General features: G+C 66.2%; 16 protein-coding genes. 9 read left to right on the top strand and 7 right to left on the bottom strand.

What is annotated here, in order from left to right; translation table 11 throughout:
- Positions 1-7 precede the first annotated feature (7 nt).
- Positions 8-805: an enoyl-CoA hydratase/isomerase family protein gene (locus Q0Q36_RS07815; RefSeq protein WP_293797033.1), complete on the top strand. Its 798-nt coding sequence runs from the start codon at positions 8-10 to the stop codon at positions 803-805.
- A 15-nt stretch (positions 806-820) separates the two neighbouring features.
- On the opposite strand, the gene Q0Q36_RS07810 is transcribed toward Q0Q36_RS07815, so the two are convergent.
- The gene (locus Q0Q36_RS07810; protein WP_293797030.1) at positions 821-2,146 is read right to left on the bottom strand and encodes an MFS transporter; all 1,326 of its coding nucleotides are present in this window, start codon (positions 2,144-2,146) and stop codon (positions 821-823) included.
- 183 nt (positions 2,147-2,329) lie between these two features.
- Here Q0Q36_RS07810 and cyoA point away from each other — a divergent pair, with 183 nt between their 5' ends.
- The 5 genes from cyoA to Q0Q36_RS07785 are packed head-to-tail and all read left to right on the top strand — an operon-like array spanning position 2,330 to position 7,180.
- Positions 2,330-3,412 (top strand): ubiquinol oxidase subunit II, encoded by a 1,083-nt coding sequence (gene cyoA / locus Q0Q36_RS07805; protein ID WP_293797028.1) that lies wholly within the window; start codon positions 2,330-2,332, stop codon positions 3,410-3,412.
- A gap of 12 nt (positions 3,413-3,424) precedes the next feature.
- Positions 3,425-5,425, top strand: coding sequence for a cytochrome o ubiquinol oxidase subunit I (cyoB, locus tag Q0Q36_RS07800; protein ID WP_293797026.1), 2,001 nt, complete (start codon positions 3,425-3,427; stop codon positions 5,423-5,425).
- Positions 5,426-5,434: 9 nt separating this feature from the next.
- Positions 5,435-6,067: a cytochrome o ubiquinol oxidase subunit III gene (cyoC, locus tag Q0Q36_RS07795; RefSeq protein ID WP_293797023.1), complete on the top strand. Its 633-nt coding sequence runs from the start codon at positions 5,435-5,437 to the stop codon at positions 6,065-6,067.
- Positions 6,064-6,423: a cytochrome o ubiquinol oxidase subunit IV gene (cyoD, locus tag Q0Q36_RS07790; protein ID WP_293797021.1), complete on the top strand. Its 360-nt coding sequence runs from the start codon at positions 6,064-6,066 to the stop codon at positions 6,421-6,423. Before cyoC ends, cyoD begins: the two co-directional genes overlap by 4 nt.
- A 10-nt stretch (positions 6,424-6,433) precedes the next feature.
- Entirely contained in the window at positions 6,434-7,180 is a 747-nt protein-coding gene (locus Q0Q36_RS07785; protein WP_293797019.1) for an SURF1 family protein, read from the top strand.
- 16 nt (positions 7,181-7,196) lie between these two features.
- Here the strand turns inward: Q0Q36_RS07785 and Q0Q36_RS07780 are convergent, their stop codons facing one another.
- The 6 genes from Q0Q36_RS07780 to Q0Q36_RS07755 all read right to left on the bottom strand — a co-directional run bounded on the left by Q0Q36_RS07780 (position 7,197) and on the right by Q0Q36_RS07755 (position 14,250).
- Positions 7,197-8,198 (bottom strand): 4-hydroxyproline epimerase, encoded by a 1,002-nt coding sequence (locus tag Q0Q36_RS07780; RefSeq protein ID WP_293797017.1) that lies wholly within the window; start codon positions 8,196-8,198, stop codon positions 7,197-7,199.
- Between the two features lie 10 nt (positions 8,199-8,208).
- A complete protein-coding gene (locus Q0Q36_RS07775; protein WP_293797015.1) occupies positions 8,209-9,450 on the bottom strand; it encodes an FAD-binding oxidoreductase in 1,242 nt (413 codons plus the stop codon).
- A gap of 121 nt (positions 9,451-9,571) precedes the next feature.
- Positions 9,572-10,531, bottom strand: coding sequence for a dihydrodipicolinate synthase family protein (locus tag Q0Q36_RS07770; protein WP_293797014.1), 960 nt, complete (start codon positions 10,529-10,531; stop codon positions 9,572-9,574).
- Between the two features lie 164 nt (positions 10,532-10,695).
- Positions 10,696-11,406, bottom strand: a complete 711-nt coding sequence (locus Q0Q36_RS07765) for a GntR family transcriptional regulator (RefSeq protein ID WP_293797012.1) — start codon at positions 11,404-11,406, stop codon at positions 10,696-10,698.
- Positions 11,407-11,575: 169 nt separating this feature from the next.
- The gene (locus Q0Q36_RS07760) at positions 11,576-12,754 is read right to left on the bottom strand and encodes an OmpA family protein (protein WP_293797010.1); all 1,179 of its coding nucleotides are present in this window, start codon (positions 12,752-12,754) and stop codon (positions 11,576-11,578) included.
- Between the two features lie 50 nt (positions 12,755-12,804).
- A complete protein-coding gene (locus tag Q0Q36_RS07755) occupies positions 12,805-14,250 on the bottom strand; it encodes a caspase family protein (RefSeq protein WP_293797008.1) in 1,446 nt (481 codons plus the stop codon).
- Positions 14,251-14,417: 167 nt separating this feature from the next.
- On the opposite strand from Q0Q36_RS07755, the gene Q0Q36_RS07750 reads away from it, so the two are divergent.
- Genes Q0Q36_RS07750 through Q0Q36_RS07740 form a run of 3 tightly spaced genes read left to right on the top strand, consistent with a single transcriptional unit; the run spans position 14,418 to position 17,848 of the window.
- On the top strand, positions 14,418-15,680 hold the full coding sequence (locus tag Q0Q36_RS07750) for a DUF4399 domain-containing protein (RefSeq protein ID WP_293797005.1): 1,263 nt from the start codon (positions 14,418-14,420) through the stop codon (positions 15,678-15,680).
- Positions 15,680-16,123, top strand: coding sequence for a DUF4399 domain-containing protein (locus Q0Q36_RS07745; protein WP_293797004.1), 444 nt, complete (start codon positions 15,680-15,682; stop codon positions 16,121-16,123). Before Q0Q36_RS07750 ends, Q0Q36_RS07745 begins: the two co-directional genes overlap by 1 nt.
- Positions 16,124-16,144: 21 nt before the next feature.
- Positions 16,145-17,848: an SUMF1/EgtB/PvdO family nonheme iron enzyme gene (locus Q0Q36_RS07740; RefSeq protein ID WP_293797003.1), complete on the top strand. Its 1,704-nt coding sequence runs from the start codon at positions 16,145-16,147 to the stop codon at positions 17,846-17,848.
- Positions 17,849-17,902 lie beyond the last annotated feature (54 nt).

Here is a 17,902-nt window from a genome sequence, read left to right as displayed (position 1 = left end):
AACCGCCTTGCCGCTTCGCTACGAGAAGGATGGCGACATCGCCGTCTTCACCATCGAGAACGGGTCGGTGAATCCGACCAATCCCGCCATCCACAAGGAGCTCTTCCTCGCGCTCAAGGACTTTCTGGCGGATACCTCGATCCGCTGCGGCATCCTGACCGGGGCGGGCGAGCGCGGCTTCTGCGCCGGAGACGACATCAAGACCAGCTACAAGCGCGGCGCCACCGCACGCGACGAGCTCGCCGACCATCTCTGGCCGCATAACGGCGAGGGCGAGACGCCACATGATTTTTCCTGGTCGCGTGACGTGCTCGCGCTGGAGCGCTTCAAGCCGATCATCGGCGCGGTCAATGGCTGGTGCCTGGGGCAGGGCATGATCTACCTGCTCTCGCTGACCGATATCCGGATAGCCTCGACCAATGCGAAATTCGGCTTCCCCGAGGTCGCCTATGGCATGGGCGGCGCGGGGGGCACCTCGCGGCTCGGCCTGCAATTGCCGCATACGGTCGCGATGTGGATGCTCCTGACCGGCGAGCCGATGGAGGCGGAGGAAGCCCTGTCGCACCGGCTCGTCAACAAGGTCGTCGCGCCGGATGCGCTGATGACGACGGCGCGCGAGGTCGCCGGCAAGATCGCGCGGCATCCGCCGGAAGCCGTGCGCGTCGAGATGGAGGCCTATTATCGCGGCCGCGAATTGTCGCGAGCCGATGCCCTGGCCTTCACCAAGCATCTCTACCGGGTGCAGCGCATGGGCTTGCGCGAGGAGCCGGTCCAGCCGGACCGTTTCCTCTATCGGCAGCGTTGAGGCGGGCGGGGCGCGCTATTCGTAGCGCGCTTCCAATCGCCGATCGATCCACAAGGCCGCCAGCGTGCAGAGTGCACCGGAGAGCAGGTAGAGCCCGACCCAGGCGAGGCCGAAAGTGCTCGACAGCGTCAGCGCCACCAGCGGGGCGAAGCCGGCGCCGATCAGCCAGGCGAAGTCCGAGGTCAGGGCCGCGCCGGTATAGCGGTATTGCGGCTTGAAGCTGGAGGCGACGGCACCGGCGGCCTGGCCATAGGCGAGGCCGAGCAGGCCGAAGCCGATGATGACGTAGATCGTCTGGCCGGCGAGGCTATCGCCGAAGAGCAGCGGCGCGACGATGCTCGAGAGGCTGAACAGCGCGATCATCGCGCCCGAGAGCAGCAGCGTGTTGCGGCGGCCGATCTGGTCGGCGATCAGGCCGGAGGTGACGATCGCGCCCGCGCCGACCACCCCGCCCGCGCCCTGAACCAGCAGGAACTCGGAGACCGAGCGGTCGGTGAAGAGATTGATCCAGCTGACCGGGAAGATGGTGACGAGGTGGAAGAGCGCGAAGCTCGCCAATGGCACGAAGGCGCCGAGCACGAGCGTGCGGCCATGGACGCGGATCAGCTCGAAGATCGAGACCGGCATCAATTCTCGGGTCTCCATCAACTGGGCGAATTCCTGGGTCGCGACCATGCGCAGGCGGGCGAAGAGCGCGACGACATTGATGGTGAGCGCCACGAAGAACGGATAGCGCCAGCCCCAGTCGAGAAAATCGCGCTTCGAGAGCGCGCCCTCGAAATAGGCGAAGAGCCCGGCCGCGAGGATGAAGCCGAACGGCGCGCCGAGCTGCGGCAGCATCGCATACCAGCCGCGGCGGTTCGGCGGGGCATTGAGGGCGAGCAGAGAGGACAGGCCGTCCCAGGCGCCGCCGAGCGCGATGCCCTGCAGCAGGCGGAAGCCGGCGAGGATGACGATCGACCAGATGCCGAGCGTCGCATAGCCCGGCAGGAAGGCGACGCCCGCTGTCGAGCCGCCGAGCAGGAAGAGCGCGGCGGTGAGCTTGGTCGCGCGGCCATACTGGCGGTCGATGGCGAAGAACAGCACCGAGCCGATCGGCCGGGTGATGAAGGCCAGTGCGAAGATGCCGAACGAATAGAGCGTCCCGGTGAGCCGGTCGGCGAAGGGGAAGACCAGCTCGGGGAAGACCAGGACGCAGCCCAGGCCGAAGACGAAGAAGTCGAAATATTCCGAGGTCCGGCCGATGATGACGCCGAGCGCGATATCGGCCGGGGACACATGGTCGCGGCCGTGCTCGTCCGCCGGATGTCTCGATGAATGGCTCGCCGCGTCAGCGCTCATGACCGCGAATTCCTCGTTGGGAGGCAGCTCGGCAGAACCGGGCTTGCCCGCACCTCATACAAATGGATACGGTGGATAGAAGCCACCCGTCAAACCATCGCAATGAGACAGATTGTCTTATGTGCGGTGCGAAAGAATGGGAATAGAGAACGGCAGTCCCGGATGAGGGAGGTCTCGAGTCTCTTGCGGATCTTTCGTTTTTTAGCGGTTCTGCCGCTCTTCGCGCTGCTCGGCGGCTGTCAGATGGTGCTGTTGGGTCCATCCGGCGATGTTGCGCTGCAGCAACGCAACCTGCTGCTCGCCTCCACCGGGCTGATGCTGCTGATCATCGTGCCGGTGATGGCGCTGACGATCTTCTTCGCCTGGCGCTACCGGGCCTCGGCCAAGGCCAGCTACGATCCGGACTGGAACCATTCGCTGCCGCTGGAGGTGGTGATCTGGTCGGTGCCGCTGCTCATCATCGTCGTGATCGGTGCCATGACCTGGATGGGCACGCATCTGCTCGACCCCTATCGCCCGCTCAACCGTATCGCCGCCGGCAAGCCGGTGGTCGAGGCGAAGGCTGGCGGCAACGGCGTCCGCAAGGAGCCGCTCGTCATCCAGGTCGTCGCGCTCGACTGGAAATGGCTGTTCCTCTATCCGGCGCAGGGCATCGCCTCGCTGAACGAAGTCGTCGCGCCGGTCGACCAGCCGATCGAATTCCGCATCACCTCGTCCTCGGTGATGAATTCGCTCTTCATCCCGGCGCTCGCCGGCCAGATCTACGCGATGCCGGGCATGCAGGCGAAGCTCAACGCCGTGATCAACCATGCCGGCGAGTTCGAGGGCTTCTCCGCCAATTACAGCGGCGCCGGCTTCTCCGAGATGCGTTTCCGCTTCCGCGGCGTCGATGACAAGGCTTTCGGCGATTGGGTGCAGGGCGCGATCCGCAACGGCAGCACGCTCGGGCGCGAGGAATATCTCGTGCTGGAGAAGCCGAGCGAGCGCGAGGCGGTCCGCTATTTCCGCGACATCCCGTCCGATCTCTTCAGCGCCGTGCTCAACATGTGCGTCGACCGCGCCAAGATGTGCACGCGCGACATGATGGCGCTGGATGCCAAGGGCGGGGGCGGCAAGGAGGGCATCCATATCGTCGCGCAGCTCGAATACGACAAGAGCGTGCGCCGGGGCGGGCAGCCGATGCCGCCGCGCCCCTTCGTGACGGCGATCTGCACGCCGACCGACGTCTACGGCACCGCGGGCGTCTCCGCCCGGGTCGCCAACTGAGGCGAGTGAGCGATGACCTCCTATCCCGACTGGTGGAAGCTGATCTTCGGGCGCTTCACCCTCGAGGCGATCCCCTATCACGAGCCGATCCTGATCGGCACTTTCGCGGCGGTCGCGCTCGGCGGCCTCGCGCTCATCGCGCTGGTCACCCGCTACAAGCTCTGGGGCTATCTCTGGCACGAGTGGTTCACCAGCGTGGACCACAAGAAGATCGGGATCATGTACATGATCCTCGGCGTCATCATGCTGCTGCGCGGTTTCGCCGACGCGCTGATGATGCGCGGCCAACAGGCGATCGCCTTTGCCGGCAACGAAGGCTACCTGCCACCGCACCATTACGACCAGATCTTCACAGCCCACGGCGTGATCATGATCTTCTTCGTGGCGATGCCCTTCGTCACTGGCCTGATGAACTATGTCGTGCCGCTGCAGATCGGCGCCCGCGACGTCTCCTTCCCCTTCCTCAACAATTTCTCGTTCTGGATGACGGTGAGCGGCGCCGTTCTGGTGATGATGTCGCTGTTCATCGGCGAATTCGCCAAGGTCGGCTGGCTCGCCTATCCGCCGCTCTCAGGGGCTGCCTACTCGCCCGGTGTGGGCATGGACTATTACCTATGGGCGCTCCAGATCGCAGGCGTGGGCACGACATTATCGGGCGTCAACCTGATCGCGACCATCGTGAAGATGCGGGCGCCGGGCATGGAGATGATGCGGATGCCGGTCTTCACCTGGACCGCGCTGTGCACCAACGTGCTGATCGTCGCAACCTTCCCAATCCTGGCGGCGACGCTCGCGCTTTTGACGCTCGACCGCTATGTCGGCACCAATTTCTTCACGAACGATCTCGGCGGCAATCCGATGATGTACGTGAACCTGATCTGGATCTGGGGCCACCCGGAAGTCTACATCCTGATCCTGCCAATCTTCGGGGTCTATTCCGAGGTGGCCTCGACCTTCTGCGGCAAGCGCCTCTTCGGCTATGCCTCAATGGTCTATGCGACGGTGGTCATCACCATCCTGTCCTACCTGGTCTGGCTGCACCACTTCTTCACGATGGGCTCTGGCGCCAGCGTGAACTCGTTCTTCGGCATCACGACGATGATCATCTCGATCCCGACGGGCGCGAAGATCTTCAACTGGCTGTTCACGATGTATCGCGGCCGCATCCGCTTCGAGCTGCCGATGATGTGGCTCGTGGCGTTCATGCTGACCTTCGTCATCGGCGGCATGACCGGCGTGATGCTGGCGGTGCCGCCGGCCGATTTCGTGCTGCATAACAGCCTGTTCCTGATCGCCCATTTCCACAACGTCATCATCGGCGGCGTGGTCTTCGGCGTCTTCGCCGGCATCGCCTACTGGTTCCCGAAGGCCTTCGGCTTCAAGCTCGACCGGTTCTGGGGCCTGCTCTCGTTCTGGTTCTGGGTGATCGGCTTCTACGTCGCCTTCATGCCGCTCTATGTGCTCGGCCTGATGGGCGTGACGCGGCGCTTGAGCCGCTTCGAGGACCCGTCGCTGCAGATCTGGTTCGTGATCGCGGCGATCGGCGCCGTGCTGATCGCGCTTGGCATCCTCTGCTTCATCATCCAGATCGCCGTCAGCATCGTCAGGCGCGAGCAGCTCCGCGACACGACCGGCGATCCGTGGGACGGGCGTACGCTGGAATGGTCGACCTCCTCGCCGCCGCCGGCCTATAATTTCGCGTTCACGCCGATCGTGCATGACCTCGACGCCTGGGCCGACATGAAAAAGCGCGGCTACCGGCGCCCGCTCGGCGGCTTCAAGCCGATCCATATGCCCCGGAACACGGGGGCCGGCGTGATCATCGCGGCGCTTGCGACGGTCGGCGGTTTCGCCCTGATCTGGTACATCTGGTGGCTGGCGGCGCTGAGCTTCGTCGGTGTGATCGCGACAGTGGTCATCCATAGCTTCAACTACGACCGGGATTTCCACATTCCGGCGGAAGCAGTCCTGCGCGAAGAGGATTCGCGCAGCCAATTGCTCGGCAGGGCCTGAGGGGCGGTGATGGCCAAAGCGAAAGCACAGGCGCAGGCCGCGGGCGTCCCGGCCTTTTATGTGACCGAGGACGAGCACGCCCATTCCGGCGGCTCGACCATGCTCGGCTTCTGGCTCTACCTGATGAGCGACTGCCTGGTCTTTGCAGTCCTCTTCGCGACCTATGGCGTGCTCGGGCGCAACTATGCCGCCGGGCCGTCGGGCGCGGACCTGTTCGACCTCAAGCTGGTCGCGGTCAACACGGCCATGCTGCTGTTCTCCTCGATCACCTATGGCTTCGCCATGCTGGCGATGGACAAGGGCCGGCAGGCGGCCATGCAGGCCTGGCTCGCCGTCACCGCGCTGTTCGGCCTCGCCTTCCTCGGGATCGAGCTCTACGAGTTTGCGCATCTCATCCACGAGGGCGCGACGCCGATGCGCAGCGCCTTCCTGTCCTCCTTCTTCACGCTGGTCGGCACGCATGGTCTACACGTCACCTTCGGCCTGATCTGGCTGACCGTGCTGATGGTGCAGGTCTCCAGGCGCGGGCTGATCGAGGCCAATCGCCGGCGCCTCCTGTGTCTCTCGATGTTCTGGCACTTCCTCGACGTCGTCTGGATCGGCGTCTTCACCTTCGTCTACCTGATGGGCGTGCTGAAATGAGCGGTCCCAACGACCACGCCGACATTCACGACGATCATGCGCCGCATGGCAGCCTGCGCGGCTACGTCACCGGCTTCCTGCTTTCGGTCGTCCTGACCGCGATCCCGTTCTGGCTCGTCATGAACGACGTGCTGGGGAACGCGACGCTGACGGCGATCGTGATTATGGGCTTCGCCGCCGTGCAGATCGTCGTCCACATGGTCTATTTCCTGCACATGAACGGCCGCTCGGAAGGCGGCTGGAACATGATGGGCCTGATCTTCACCATCGTGATCGTGGTGATCGTGCTCTCCGGCTCGCTCTGGGTGATGTACCATCTCAACACGAACATGATGCCGGACATGCATCGGATGTAAGGCCAGGGCGATGCCGGTCGATGCGGGCGCGCGCAAAGGCGGCGGCTTTGCCCGGTTCTTTTTTGTCGTCGCACTTTGTCTCTTCACGCTGGTCTTCGCAGGGCTCGGTATCTGGCAGATCGAGCGGCGGAGCTGGAAGCTCGACCTGATCGCCCGCGTCGAGGCACGCATCCATGCTGAGCCCGTCGCGGCGCCGGGGCCGGATGCGTGGAGCGGTATTGGGGTAGCCACCGACGAATACCGTCGCGTCGCCTTTCGGGGCCGCTACCTCGATGTGCCGGCGACGCTGACCCTGGCCGTCACCGAGCGCGGGCCCGGTTTCTGGGTCATGGCGCCATTCCGCAGCGATGCCGGTTTCACCGTTCTGGTCAATCGCGGTTTCGTGCCGGAGGGCCGGCGCGGGGCGGACGAACGGCGAGCGACAGGGGCGGCGAATACGCAGGTGGTCGGACTGCTGCGCTTGAGCGAGTCCGGCGGCGGCTTCCTGCGCAGCAACGATCCCGTAGCCGGCCGCTGGTACTCGCGCGACACCGCCGCGATTGCCTCAGCGCGTGGATTGGGGGAGGTCGCGCCCTATTTCGTCGATGCTGATACGGCTACCGAGCCCGGGCCGTTGCCGCAAGGCGGGATGACCCAGGTCAGCTTCCGCAACACGCATCTGGTCTATGCGCTGACCTGGTTCTGCCTTGCCTTGATGAGCGCCGGCGCAGTGATCTTCCTGATCCGCCGCGGATCGGGCGCGCCGCTCGGGGATTGACGCTTGGCTCGCCGCCTCAGGTGACGACGAAGCCGTGGGCGAAGGGGTCGCGGTCGTCGATGAAGATGGTGTTGTAGCCGGTCATCCGGGCCCAGCCGGCGATGGAGGGGATGATCGCCGGGCGGTTCGCCACGGTTGCTGCGGCCTCGACGCGGCCCTTGAACAGCGAGCCGATGATCGATTCATGCACGAACTCGTCGCCGACCGCGAGCTTCCCCTTGGCGGCGAGCTGGGCCATGCGAGCGGAGGTGCCGGTGCCGCAGGGCGAGCGGTCGATCGCCTTGTCGCCGTAGAACACGGCGTTGCGGGCATGGGCCTCCGGCTTCGTCGCCTTGCCGGTCCACTGGATATGGCTGAGACCCTGGATCTCGGGGTGCTCGGGATGGACGAAGTCGTATTTCTTGTTCAGCGCGGAGCGCAGCTTCGGCGACCAGCCGATCAATTCGCCGGCGGTATGGTCGGCCATGTCCCGGAAGTTCTTCTGCGGCTCGACGATCGCGTAGAAATTGCCGCCATAGGCGACATCGACGACGATCTCGCCGAGACCCTCGACCTCGGCCGTCAGGCCCTCGGCATAGAGGAAGCCAGGCACATTGGTCAGGCGGACCTCCTCGACGAAGCGGCCCTCCTGGCGATAGCTGATATCGACCTTGCCGGCCGGCGCGTCGATCGAGAGCTTGCCCGGTTCGCGCGGGGTGATCAGCCCGTTCTCGATGCCCATGGTGATCGTGCCGATCGTGCCGTGGCCGCACATCGGCAGGCAGCCCGAGGTTTCGATGAACAGCACGGCGACGTCGCAATCGGGACGAGTCGGCGGGTAGAGGATCGAGCCCGACATCATGTCGTGGCCGCGCGGCTCGAACATCAGGCCGGTGCGGATCCAGTCGAACTCGCGGAGGAAATGCGCGCGCTTCTCCAGCATGTTGGCGCCTTCCAGCCGAGGACCGCCGCCGGAAACGAGGCGCACCGGATTGCCGCAGGTGTGGCCATCGATGCAGGAGAAGGTGTGGCTGGCCATGGTCCGACTCTCAGAAGCGCTGCGGTGAGAAGGAAGCGATGTCGATGACTGGGGGCCGATCCGTCAAGAGATCGGCGACCAGCCGGGCGGTGCCGGCCGATTGCGTCAGGCCGAGATGGCCATGGCCGAAGGCGTAGACCACGCGCGGGGTTGCCCGTGCCCGTCCAATTGCCGGCAGGCTGTCTGGCAGGGAGGGGCGGAAGCCCATCCACTGCACGCCGTCATCGGGCTTGAGGCCGGGCAGGAAGGCGCGGGCCTTGGCCAGCATCGCCTCCGAGCGACGGAAGTTCGGGGGCAGGTCGAGCCCGCCCAGCTCGACGGCGCCGCCGACGCGGATGCCGATCGACAGGCGGCTGATGACGAAGCCGTGGCCGCCGAAAGTGACCTGCGTCCTCAAGTCGAACGCATCGGGCGGCAGCGTGGTGTTGTAGCCGCGCTCGGTTTCGAGCGGGATGTGCTCGCCGAGGCTGCGAGCGATGCGATGGGAGAAGGCGCCGGCGGCGAGCACGATCTGCGCCGCCTGCCGCGTCTGCCCGCCGCGCGCATGGATCGTGACACCGCCGTCGCGTGGCTCGAGACTTTCGACCTCCAGCCGCTCGATCGTGCCGCCGCGGGCGCGAAAATGATCGGCCAACGTGATCGTATAGCCCTGCGGGTTGGCGATCGAGTACCAGCCGGGAGTGAAGGTGCCATGGGTGAAGCGCGATGCGAGGCCGGGCTGGATTTCGGCCATGCCGGCGGCGTCGAGATGCCGGAATGTGATGCCGTGCTCCTCGCGAGCCTGCCAGCCGGGCAGGGAGGCCTCCAGCTCGGCCTTGCTCTCATAGACCTGGAGATTGCCGTCCTTGCGCAGCATCGCGAAGGTGCCGGTTTCGTGCAGGAAGGGCTCCAGCTCCGCCTTGGACAGGTCCATCAGCGCGGTCTGCGCGGCCGTGGAATGGGCGACGCGGGCGGGCGAGCAGGCGCGCCAGAAGCGGAACATCCAGGGCGCGATCTTGAGCGCATAGGCCGGCGGCACCGAGAGCGGCCCGAGCGGATCGAGGAGCCATTTCGGGGCCTTGCGCAGGATGCCCGGCGAGGCGAGCGGCAGGATGTCCGTGAATGCGAAAGCGCCGGCATTCCCGGCGGAGGCACCCGCTGCCGGTCCGGTCCTGTCCAGCACGGTGACCGACAGGCCACGCCCCTGCGCCGCAATCGCAGCGGAGAGGCCGACCACGCCGGCACCTATGACGATGACATCGGGAGGGGCCATCAGCGGGTGCATTTCGCAAATATGTGCTGCGGTTCTGCTCCGGACCGGCAATCGGCCCAGGATATCAGCATGGAGTCAGCCACCGCGCGACGGAAGGGCTTCCGCCGCGCGGGGCGCATGATCAGGCCGCCTGCTTGCGAGCGACGTTCGCCTTCGACCAATCGGCATACCAGGCGTCGAACAGCTTGAGCTGGGCTTCGCAATAGCCGCGCTGGCTGTCGCTCAGCGCATCGGTCTCGTTGAAGTGCAGCGTGTATTCCTTGTCGCCCTTCAGCACCATCATGTGCTTGAAGAACAGGACGAGGTCCGGGCCCGCATCGAAGGAGGAGAGCACGGCCAGCGCCTGCTCAAGTTCCTGCGCCTGGCGGCGGGCCGTGGCATCGCCGGCGGCCGCAGCCACCGAGAGTTGGCAGAGATGCAGCACTTCCTTCGGCAGGACGTTGCCGATGCCGGTGATCGCGCCGGTCGCGCCGCAATTGACGTAGCCATGGACCACCGTGGTGTCGATGCCGATCATCAGCGAGACGTCGTCATCGCGGCTGGTGATGTTCTCGGCCGCATAGCGCATGTCGTCAGCGCCGCCGAATTCCTTGAAGCCGATGAGGTTCGGGTGCTCGGCGCGCAGCGCGAAGAACAGGTCGGCGCGGGTGGCGAAGCCGTAATAGGGGCTGTTGTAGATCACCGCCGGCAGGCCCGGCGCAGCGGTCAGAATCGCCTTGAAATGAGCCTTCTGGGCGGCGATGACCGAGCCACGCGAGAGGACGCGCGGGATCACCATCAGGCCCTGAGCACCGACCTTCTGGGCATGGGCGGCATGGGCGACGGCCGAGGCGGTGTTGACCGCGCCGGTGCCGACGATGACCGGGATGCCGGCCTTCACCAGGCGCTCGACGCCTTCCATGCGCTGGGCATCGGTCAGGAGGGGCCAGTCGCCCATCGAACCGCAATAGACCACTGCGGACATGCCGGCGGCGATCAGTTCCTTGCCCTTGCGCACCAGCCCGTCGAAATCGGGGGTCCGGTCGGCTTTGCACGGGGTCATCAGCGCGGGGATCACGCCGGAGAAAATCTTGGCCTTCATCTCGCTCTCCTTCTGGCTGTCGTTCTTGCGGAGACCCCGCCGCCGGAGCCGAGCCTGATCAGATCGCCTAGCCATCCGATCGGCGCATACTCCAGCGGCGCGCCCCTCCCGAGCGCTTTATAGCTTTTTGCATATTCTTTGTCGACAAGAATTACGCAAGAATCTCACAGCGCGATGTCGAGCCGCTCTTCGCCGATCATAAGCTTTTGAATCTGCTGAACGATCTGTTCGGCGTGAGCCTTGCCGAGGCGGTCGGCCAGGGCGGTGTCGCGCGCCACGATCGCGGCGATCATCGCCTCGTGCTCGTCGACGAACTGCTGCGGCAGCCGGTCGTCGTAGGACTGGTAATACAGCCGCAGGAAGCGCCGACCCTCGTCGAGGAGGCGGCTGAACAGGCTGTTGAAATAGGGATTGCGCCCGGCTTCGGCGATCGCGGCATGGAAGGCGGCGTTGGTCGCGATCATCGCCAGCGCATCCTGCGCCTTGACCGCGGCGGCAAACTCGGCCTGCCGTGCATGGATCGCCTCCAGATCCGCCGGGCGGCGGTTTTGGGCGGCGAGTTGCGTCGTCACGCGATACATCAGCGTCAGCGCGTCGAAGAAGGGCGACATGTTGAGGAAGTCGAGATTGGCCACCATCGTCGAGCGGTTCGGCAGCGTGTCGATCAAGCCTTCGCCGGCCAGGCGCACCAGCGCCTCGCGGATCGGGGTGCGCGACATGCTGAAGCGCTCGGCGAGCTGGACCTCGTCGATCGGGCTGCCCGGCGCCAGGACGAGATCGAGGATTTCGTTGCGCAGCAGGTCATAGACGAATTTCACGCCCGAGCCGCGTTTGCGCTCCGGCGCCGGCATTGCCTTGGCTTTGGTGGCTTTCATGGGAATCCTCTTGTCGACAAGAGGCATAATGGCGCTGTGGCGGGGGATCAATCTATGCCGCACCGGAACCGCCGATCAGCCGCTGCAATGGAGCCTGGGACCGGTCATGTCGCGGATGGCCGCCGGGCGTTGCAGGGAATGAGGCGACCGGGTGGCCTCGGGTACCTGCTCAGCAGCCGATCACCTTGAACTCGACGCGGCGGTCGAGCGCGTCGCTGGCATCGTCCTTGCCGGTTCCGACGAGGTTCTCCTTGAAACCGCGGCCGGTCGCGATCATGCGGCCGCGATTGTCGGGCGCCCCGGTCAGCAGCAGGTCCATGACGAATTGGGCGCGCAGCGTCGAGAGCCGCTCGTTCACCTGCGGCATGCCGGTATGCGAGGTGTGGCCGACGATCTCCAGGCAGGCGCCCTTCTGGCGGGAGCGCGTCGCGATCTGGCTCAGCCACATCGGATAGGGATCGGTGATCTGGCGGTCGTCGACGAATTGCGTGGTGCCGGGCTTGAACAGGAGCTTCACCATCAAACGGTCGGTGGCGAGGCCGTAATCGATCAGATCGCCGAAAGCGTCGACCATGTCCTCGCGCCGCGAGAGCTTGCTGGCGGCAAGATAGGTGCCGATCCGGACGCGGTGCTGCTCGCCGCCGGGCAATTTGCGCGCGGCCCGGTAGAAGGCGAGCGCCTCCCGGAAATGCTGGGTCTCATAGGCGAGGATGCCGTCATTGATCAGCGCATTCGCGGTGAGCTTCTCGACATAGCCGGGATCGATCGGGTCGCCGAGCTTCGTGCCCTGGCAGACCTTGATGTAGGAATCCGTCGCTTGGTCCTTCGCCCAGAGCGGCGAGTCCCGATAATAGGGTGTCGGCGTGGTATCGACGCCTTCGATGCGGGCGCGCGAGACGCCCTTGGAGACGACGCTGTTGGATTTGAGGTCGGCCAGCGTCAGGCAGATCCGGTAGGCGTCGCGCGGTCCGTCGGCGACGCCTTGGTTGTTCACGGCGGTGAAGGTGCCGACTAGCACCACCGGCTTGCTGGCGAGGGCCTCGCTGTCGAAGGGCAGGACGGTGAAGCGCGGATAGTTCGCCTTGACCATCTCCATCAGCGTCGCCTGCATCGAGCGCGTCGCGGCCGATTGCGCACCGGAGGCAGCATCGATCAGCGGATCGATGACGAGGTTGATCTTGTCGCCGGGCACGGTCGCCTTGCCGAAGAGATCATCCGCCGCCTTGCGCAGCGCATCGGCAAAGGGAACGGGCGTCGGGGGCGGCGGGGTCTGGGCGCCGACTGCGGTCGCGCCCGCCAGCAGGGCGAGACCGATCATGGCGATCTTGAAGCGGACCAGACCCGTCATGCCTCACCTCTCCAGTTCGGGCCGGGACTATCCGCCACGGCCGCCTTGCATCAGCGGCACTGCCGCAATTGTTCGCGCGCCGCAGGCGTGAGATCGCCGAGCTGCGCGCGCATCAGGAGTTCGGCGCATTCGCCGGAGGCACGCCCGCGCGGCGCGGCCTCCGACGGGCGGGCGGGAGCGCCCGGCATGGCGACGGGCTGCGTCGATCGACTTTGGGGGATCATGCCGGGTGTGCCGAGCCGCGCTGCCATGGCCTGTTCGAGATTCCGGCGTTCCTCGGCGAGGCGCTGCTTTTCCGTTTCGATCGCGGCGAGCTCGGATTCGCGGCGGGCGAGCTCGTCGGCGAGGCGCGCGCGCTCCGCCTTGTCCTGCGTACGCGGCGGGGGCGGAGCAGGGGCAACCGCGACGGGTGCCGTGCCCGGAGCCGGCGCGGGTGGTGGGACGCCGACCGCGTCGCCGATATCCTTGCGGGCGAGATCGTCGGCGGCCTGTCGCCTGCCTTGTTCCGCCTTTTCGAGGCGCTGGAGCAGGGCGCGCTCGCGCTCGGCGAATTCGCGCACGAGCCTGTCACGCTCGGTCGAGACGGAGGAGCGGCGCTCCAGCAGATCGAGACGCGTGCGGGCGTCGACAGCGAAGAAGCTCTGCGGATAACGCTGGATGAAGGCCTGCAGCGCCGTGGCGTCGTCGCTGGCGCGGATGCGACGCCAGACATCGGCATCCGTCTCCTCGCGGTTCAGATAGAAATCGCCGAGCAGGGAGAGCGAGAGTTCCGGCGTCTGGCGGCCAGCGGTCGTATCGTAGACGCTCTTCTGCACGCGGCGGAACAGGGCCGCGACTTCGAGGCCGGGCTGGTCGATCTCGCGCACAAGGGCTGCGGTGAAGGGGCTGTTGCGGCCGGCGCCGTCGGCGGCGACATCGTTCGCCTGCGTGGCATAGGCGATCACCATGCCCTGTGCCCGCTGAACGGGCGCGAGGCCCGAGCCGACCGAGAAGCCGCGCGTCGCCTGCCGCTTGGCGAGCAGCCCGACGAACGGGTTGTTGCGGCAGGCGTCGAGCACCATGATCTTGACGCCCTTGGCATAATTCAGGGCGGTGACGACGTCGTTGAGCCGCGTCGTCTCGTACTGGACGCCGACCTCGTCCTCGATCTTGGCTTCGACCGGGACGAGGTAGTTCTCGCCGTTGAACTGGAAGCCGTGGCCGGCGAAATAGAACATCGCCGCATCGGCGTCCTGCGCCAACCGTGCGAAGCGCGTCAGTGCCGAATCCATGCCGCGCTTGTCGAGATCGATGCCGTCGACCACCTCGAAGCCGACCTTGCGCAGGGCGGTGACCATGTCGCGTGCATCGTTCACGGTATTGGGGAGCACGGGAGCGTTGCGGTAGCTGGAATTGCCGATGACCAGCGCGACGCGCCGCTCCGGCGGCGTCTCGGCCAGGGCGAGGCCGGACAGCAGCAGGAGGAACAGGCCGCAGAGTCGCGCGACGAGGGGCATGGGTGCATCCTGTAGGCAGCCGGCAGCCTCTACGTCATGCTAATGCATGACCCCGGCCATCTCCAGAACAAAGCATAGTCCTTCATCGAAACGGGACGGCGTTTTGCTTGAAGGCGCTCATGGCTGCTGGTAGCCTTCCGTCCATCTTTCGCGGAAGGAAGACGCTGATGCTACGCATTGCGCCGGCGCTTCTCCTGTTGGGTCTGGCCGTGGCGATGCCGCTGGCCGGAGCCTCGGCGCAGGAGCGCGCCCGGCAACGCAGCCCGGCTCCCGCCACCGCGCGCCTCTCCTTCATCGGTCTCGCCGACAAGGCACAGGTTCCCGCCAGGCTCACGGTGCGTTTCGCGATCTCCGGCATGGAGGTCGTCCCCGCCGGCCAGCCGATGCGCTATGGCGGGCATCATCACCTGCTGATCGACACCGAACTGCCGCCGCTCGACCAGCCGATCCCGAGCGATTTCAACCATATCCATTTCGGCGGCGGCCAGACCGAGGCCGAGATCGCGCTGACGCCGGGCAAGCACACGCTGCAACTGCTCTTCGCCGACCACAACCATGTCCCGCATGACCCGCCCATCATGTCCGAGCGGATCACGGTCGAGGTTCCAGCAATGCCGGCCGAGAAGCCGCGGTCTGCGGCTGCGCCCGGCGCACGCGTCTTCTTTCTCGACCTGCAGGACGGTGCCACGATCCCGAGCCACGCCAGGATCCGGTTCGGGGCGGAGGGTATCGCGGTGACGCCGGCCGGGACGGCCAGTCCGAATGGCGGCCACCACCATCTTCTCGTCGATACCGACGTGCCGGCGCTCGACCGCGAGATTCCCAGCGACTTCAACCATCTGCATTTCGGCCGCGGCCAGACCGAGGCCGAGCTCACGTTGCCGCAGGGCGAGCACACCCTTCAATTGCTGATGGGCGATCACGAACATGTGCCGCATGATCCCCCCGTGATGTCACCGCGCATCCGGGTCCGCGTCGTCGCCGATGGGCAGCCCGCTGCCGCCGCTGCTCCTTCGCCGCCGCACGCTCATGGTGCCGCTGCGGGCCGCACGCCATCACCCAACGATGCGGCCGTCTATTTCGTCTATCCGAGGGACGGCGACCGGATCTACCCGACCTCGACGATCCGCTTCGGCCTGCGCAACATGGGCGTGGCGCCGGCCGGGGTCGCCAAGCCGAATACCGGCCATCACCATCTGCTGGTCGATACGGAAACGCCCCCGTTCGATGCGCCGATCCCGTCCGATCTCAACCATATCCATCTGGGCGGTGGCCAGACCGAATACAAGCTGACGCTGCCGAACGGGCGGCACACGTTGCAGCTCCTGCTCGCCGACGAGAACCATGTGCCGCATGATCCGCCGGTGATCTCGGAGCGCATCACCGTGATCGTGGCGCCGGGCGGCCCGAATGCGAGGAGGCGCCGGTGATGTCGCGAGCCCGCATCGCAATCACGTGCCTTTTCGCGCTGATGGCCTGGCAGGGCCTCGTCGCAGAGACCGTCGCACAAACACCAGCACGCCAGTCGGCTCCGCCGGGCGCGCAGGTCTATTTCCACTACCCGATCGACGGCCTGAGCGTGCCGGAGCGCTTCACCGTGCGTATCGGGCTGCGCGGCATGGGGGTCGCGCCGGCCGGGGTCGATCATGCGCGGACCGGGCATCACCATCTGCTGATCGATACCGAGCCCGGAACGCCGGACCAGCCGATTCCGTCCGACTACAATCATATCCATCTGGGCAACGGCCAGACCGAGGTTGTGGTGACGCTGCCGAAGGGCCGGCACACGCTGCAATTGCTGCTCGGCGACTATACCCATACGCCGCATAATCCGCCCGTGATGTCGCCGAAAATCACGATCAATGTCCGCTAGCTGAGGGGCTTCCGTCCGACGATGGCCTGGTTGCGCGTCCTGATCGCCGTCGTGCTGCTGCCGATGCTGGCCGCTTCCGGCCTTGCCCAGCAGCCGGGGGAGGCTGCGCGCGTCGCGCTCGTCATCGCCAACGAGGCCTATCCGGGGGCGCTGATCGGCGGCGCCGCGCAGCAAGGGCGCTCTGTCGCTCAGGCGTTGAGCGCCGGCGGCTTCGATGTCGTTTCCGTCGAGAATGCCGACCGTAACGCGTTGCGGCAGGCGATCGCCAGCTTCGCGGGCAAGCTTCGGCGCGGCGCGCAGGCCGTGGTGTTCTATAGCGGCCATGCCATTCAGGAGCGGAGCCGCAATTTCCTGCTGCCGGTGCAGAACGGTGCCGAGGGCGCGGTCGATCTGGACGAGATCGTCGATCCGCTGATCGTCGCCCGGCCGGCGAGCGCACTGATCTTCCTCGATGCGGGCCGGGACAATCCCTGGCTGGGCAAGGCCAAGGGGCTCCTGCCGCTCGAGGCGATGGAGGGGATCGCGGTGCTGTTCCCGACGGCGCCGGGCAAGGCGTTGCCGGGCGGTCCCGATCGCGCCGTCGATGCCTGGCTCAAGGCGATCCGGACGCCGGGGCTGGAGATGGCGCAGGCGGTGAAGCAGGTACGGGATACGGTTTCGCGTGAAACCCGGCGCAGCCAGCAGATCTGGCTCTCGGCTGAGCCACCGAGAGGGCTTATCGTCACGCCGGTCTTCCAGCCGGTTGCGGTGGCGCAAGGCAGCCGCGCCGTCATCCCGCCGCCCCAGACGCCAGGGGCGACGCAGGATGCGGCCTACGACCTCGCCTTCTGGGAATCGATCCGCAACAGCCGCAACGCCGCGGAATACCGTGCCTATCTCGATGCCTATCCGAATGGGCGCTTCGCCTCGCTCGCTCGCACGCGGGAGCAGGAATATCGTGCCGGCCCGGCCGCGCCGGCTCCCACCGCCGTTGCAGTGGCCACGCCGCCGGCAGCGCCTCAACAACCGGCCGCCGGCGCGCCGCAGCGCGATTGCGTGGGCTGTCCGGAGCTGGTTGCGATCCCCGCCGGCAGCTTCCAGATGGGCTCGAACGACCTCTATGAATTCGAGAAGCCGGTGCATCCGGTGAGCATCCGCGGCTTCTATCTCGGCGCGCGCGAGGTGAGCTTCGAGGAATGGGATCTCTGCATCGATCAGGGCGGCTGCAACTACCGTCCGGATGATCGCGGGCTCGGGCGCGGGAAGCGGCCGGTCACGGACATCCATTGGAACGATGCGAATGCCTATCTCACCTGGCTCTCCGCCCGAACAGGCAAGGCCTATCGCTTGCCGACCGAGAGCGAATGGGAATATGCCGCACGCGCCGGCACGACGACGACCTACCCCTGGGGCCAGACCCTGTTGAAGGAGCGCGCCAACTGCCTCGGCTGCAACGATCAGAAGCGCGGCAACACCGTTCCGGTCGGACAGTTCCCGGCCAATGCCTTCGGGCTCTACGACATGGCCGGCAATGCCGCCGAATGGGTCGCCGATTGCTGGAGCGAGAGCTATCGCAACGCGCCCCGCGACGGCAGCGCCTATACGGTCGCAAATTGCCGCGAGCGCGTGCTGCGGGGCGGTTCGTTCAACAATGATCCACGCTATCTGCGCTCGGCCGCGCGCTTCAAATACGAGGCCGATGTGCGCTTCTACACCAACGGATTCCGCGTCGCGCGGGATCGCTAGACGATGTTCCTCCCTGAAGCGCAGGGGCGGCATGCGTGCCGCCTGCCTTGAAGC

The organism is uncultured Allobosea sp., from assembly GCF_945957345.1.
Lineage (GTDB): Bacteria > Pseudomonadota > Alphaproteobacteria > Rhizobiales > Beijerinckiaceae > Allobosea.
The sequence above is the reverse complement of the archived record's forward strand: the minus strand, read 5'-3'. Positions and strand labels throughout refer to the sequence as shown.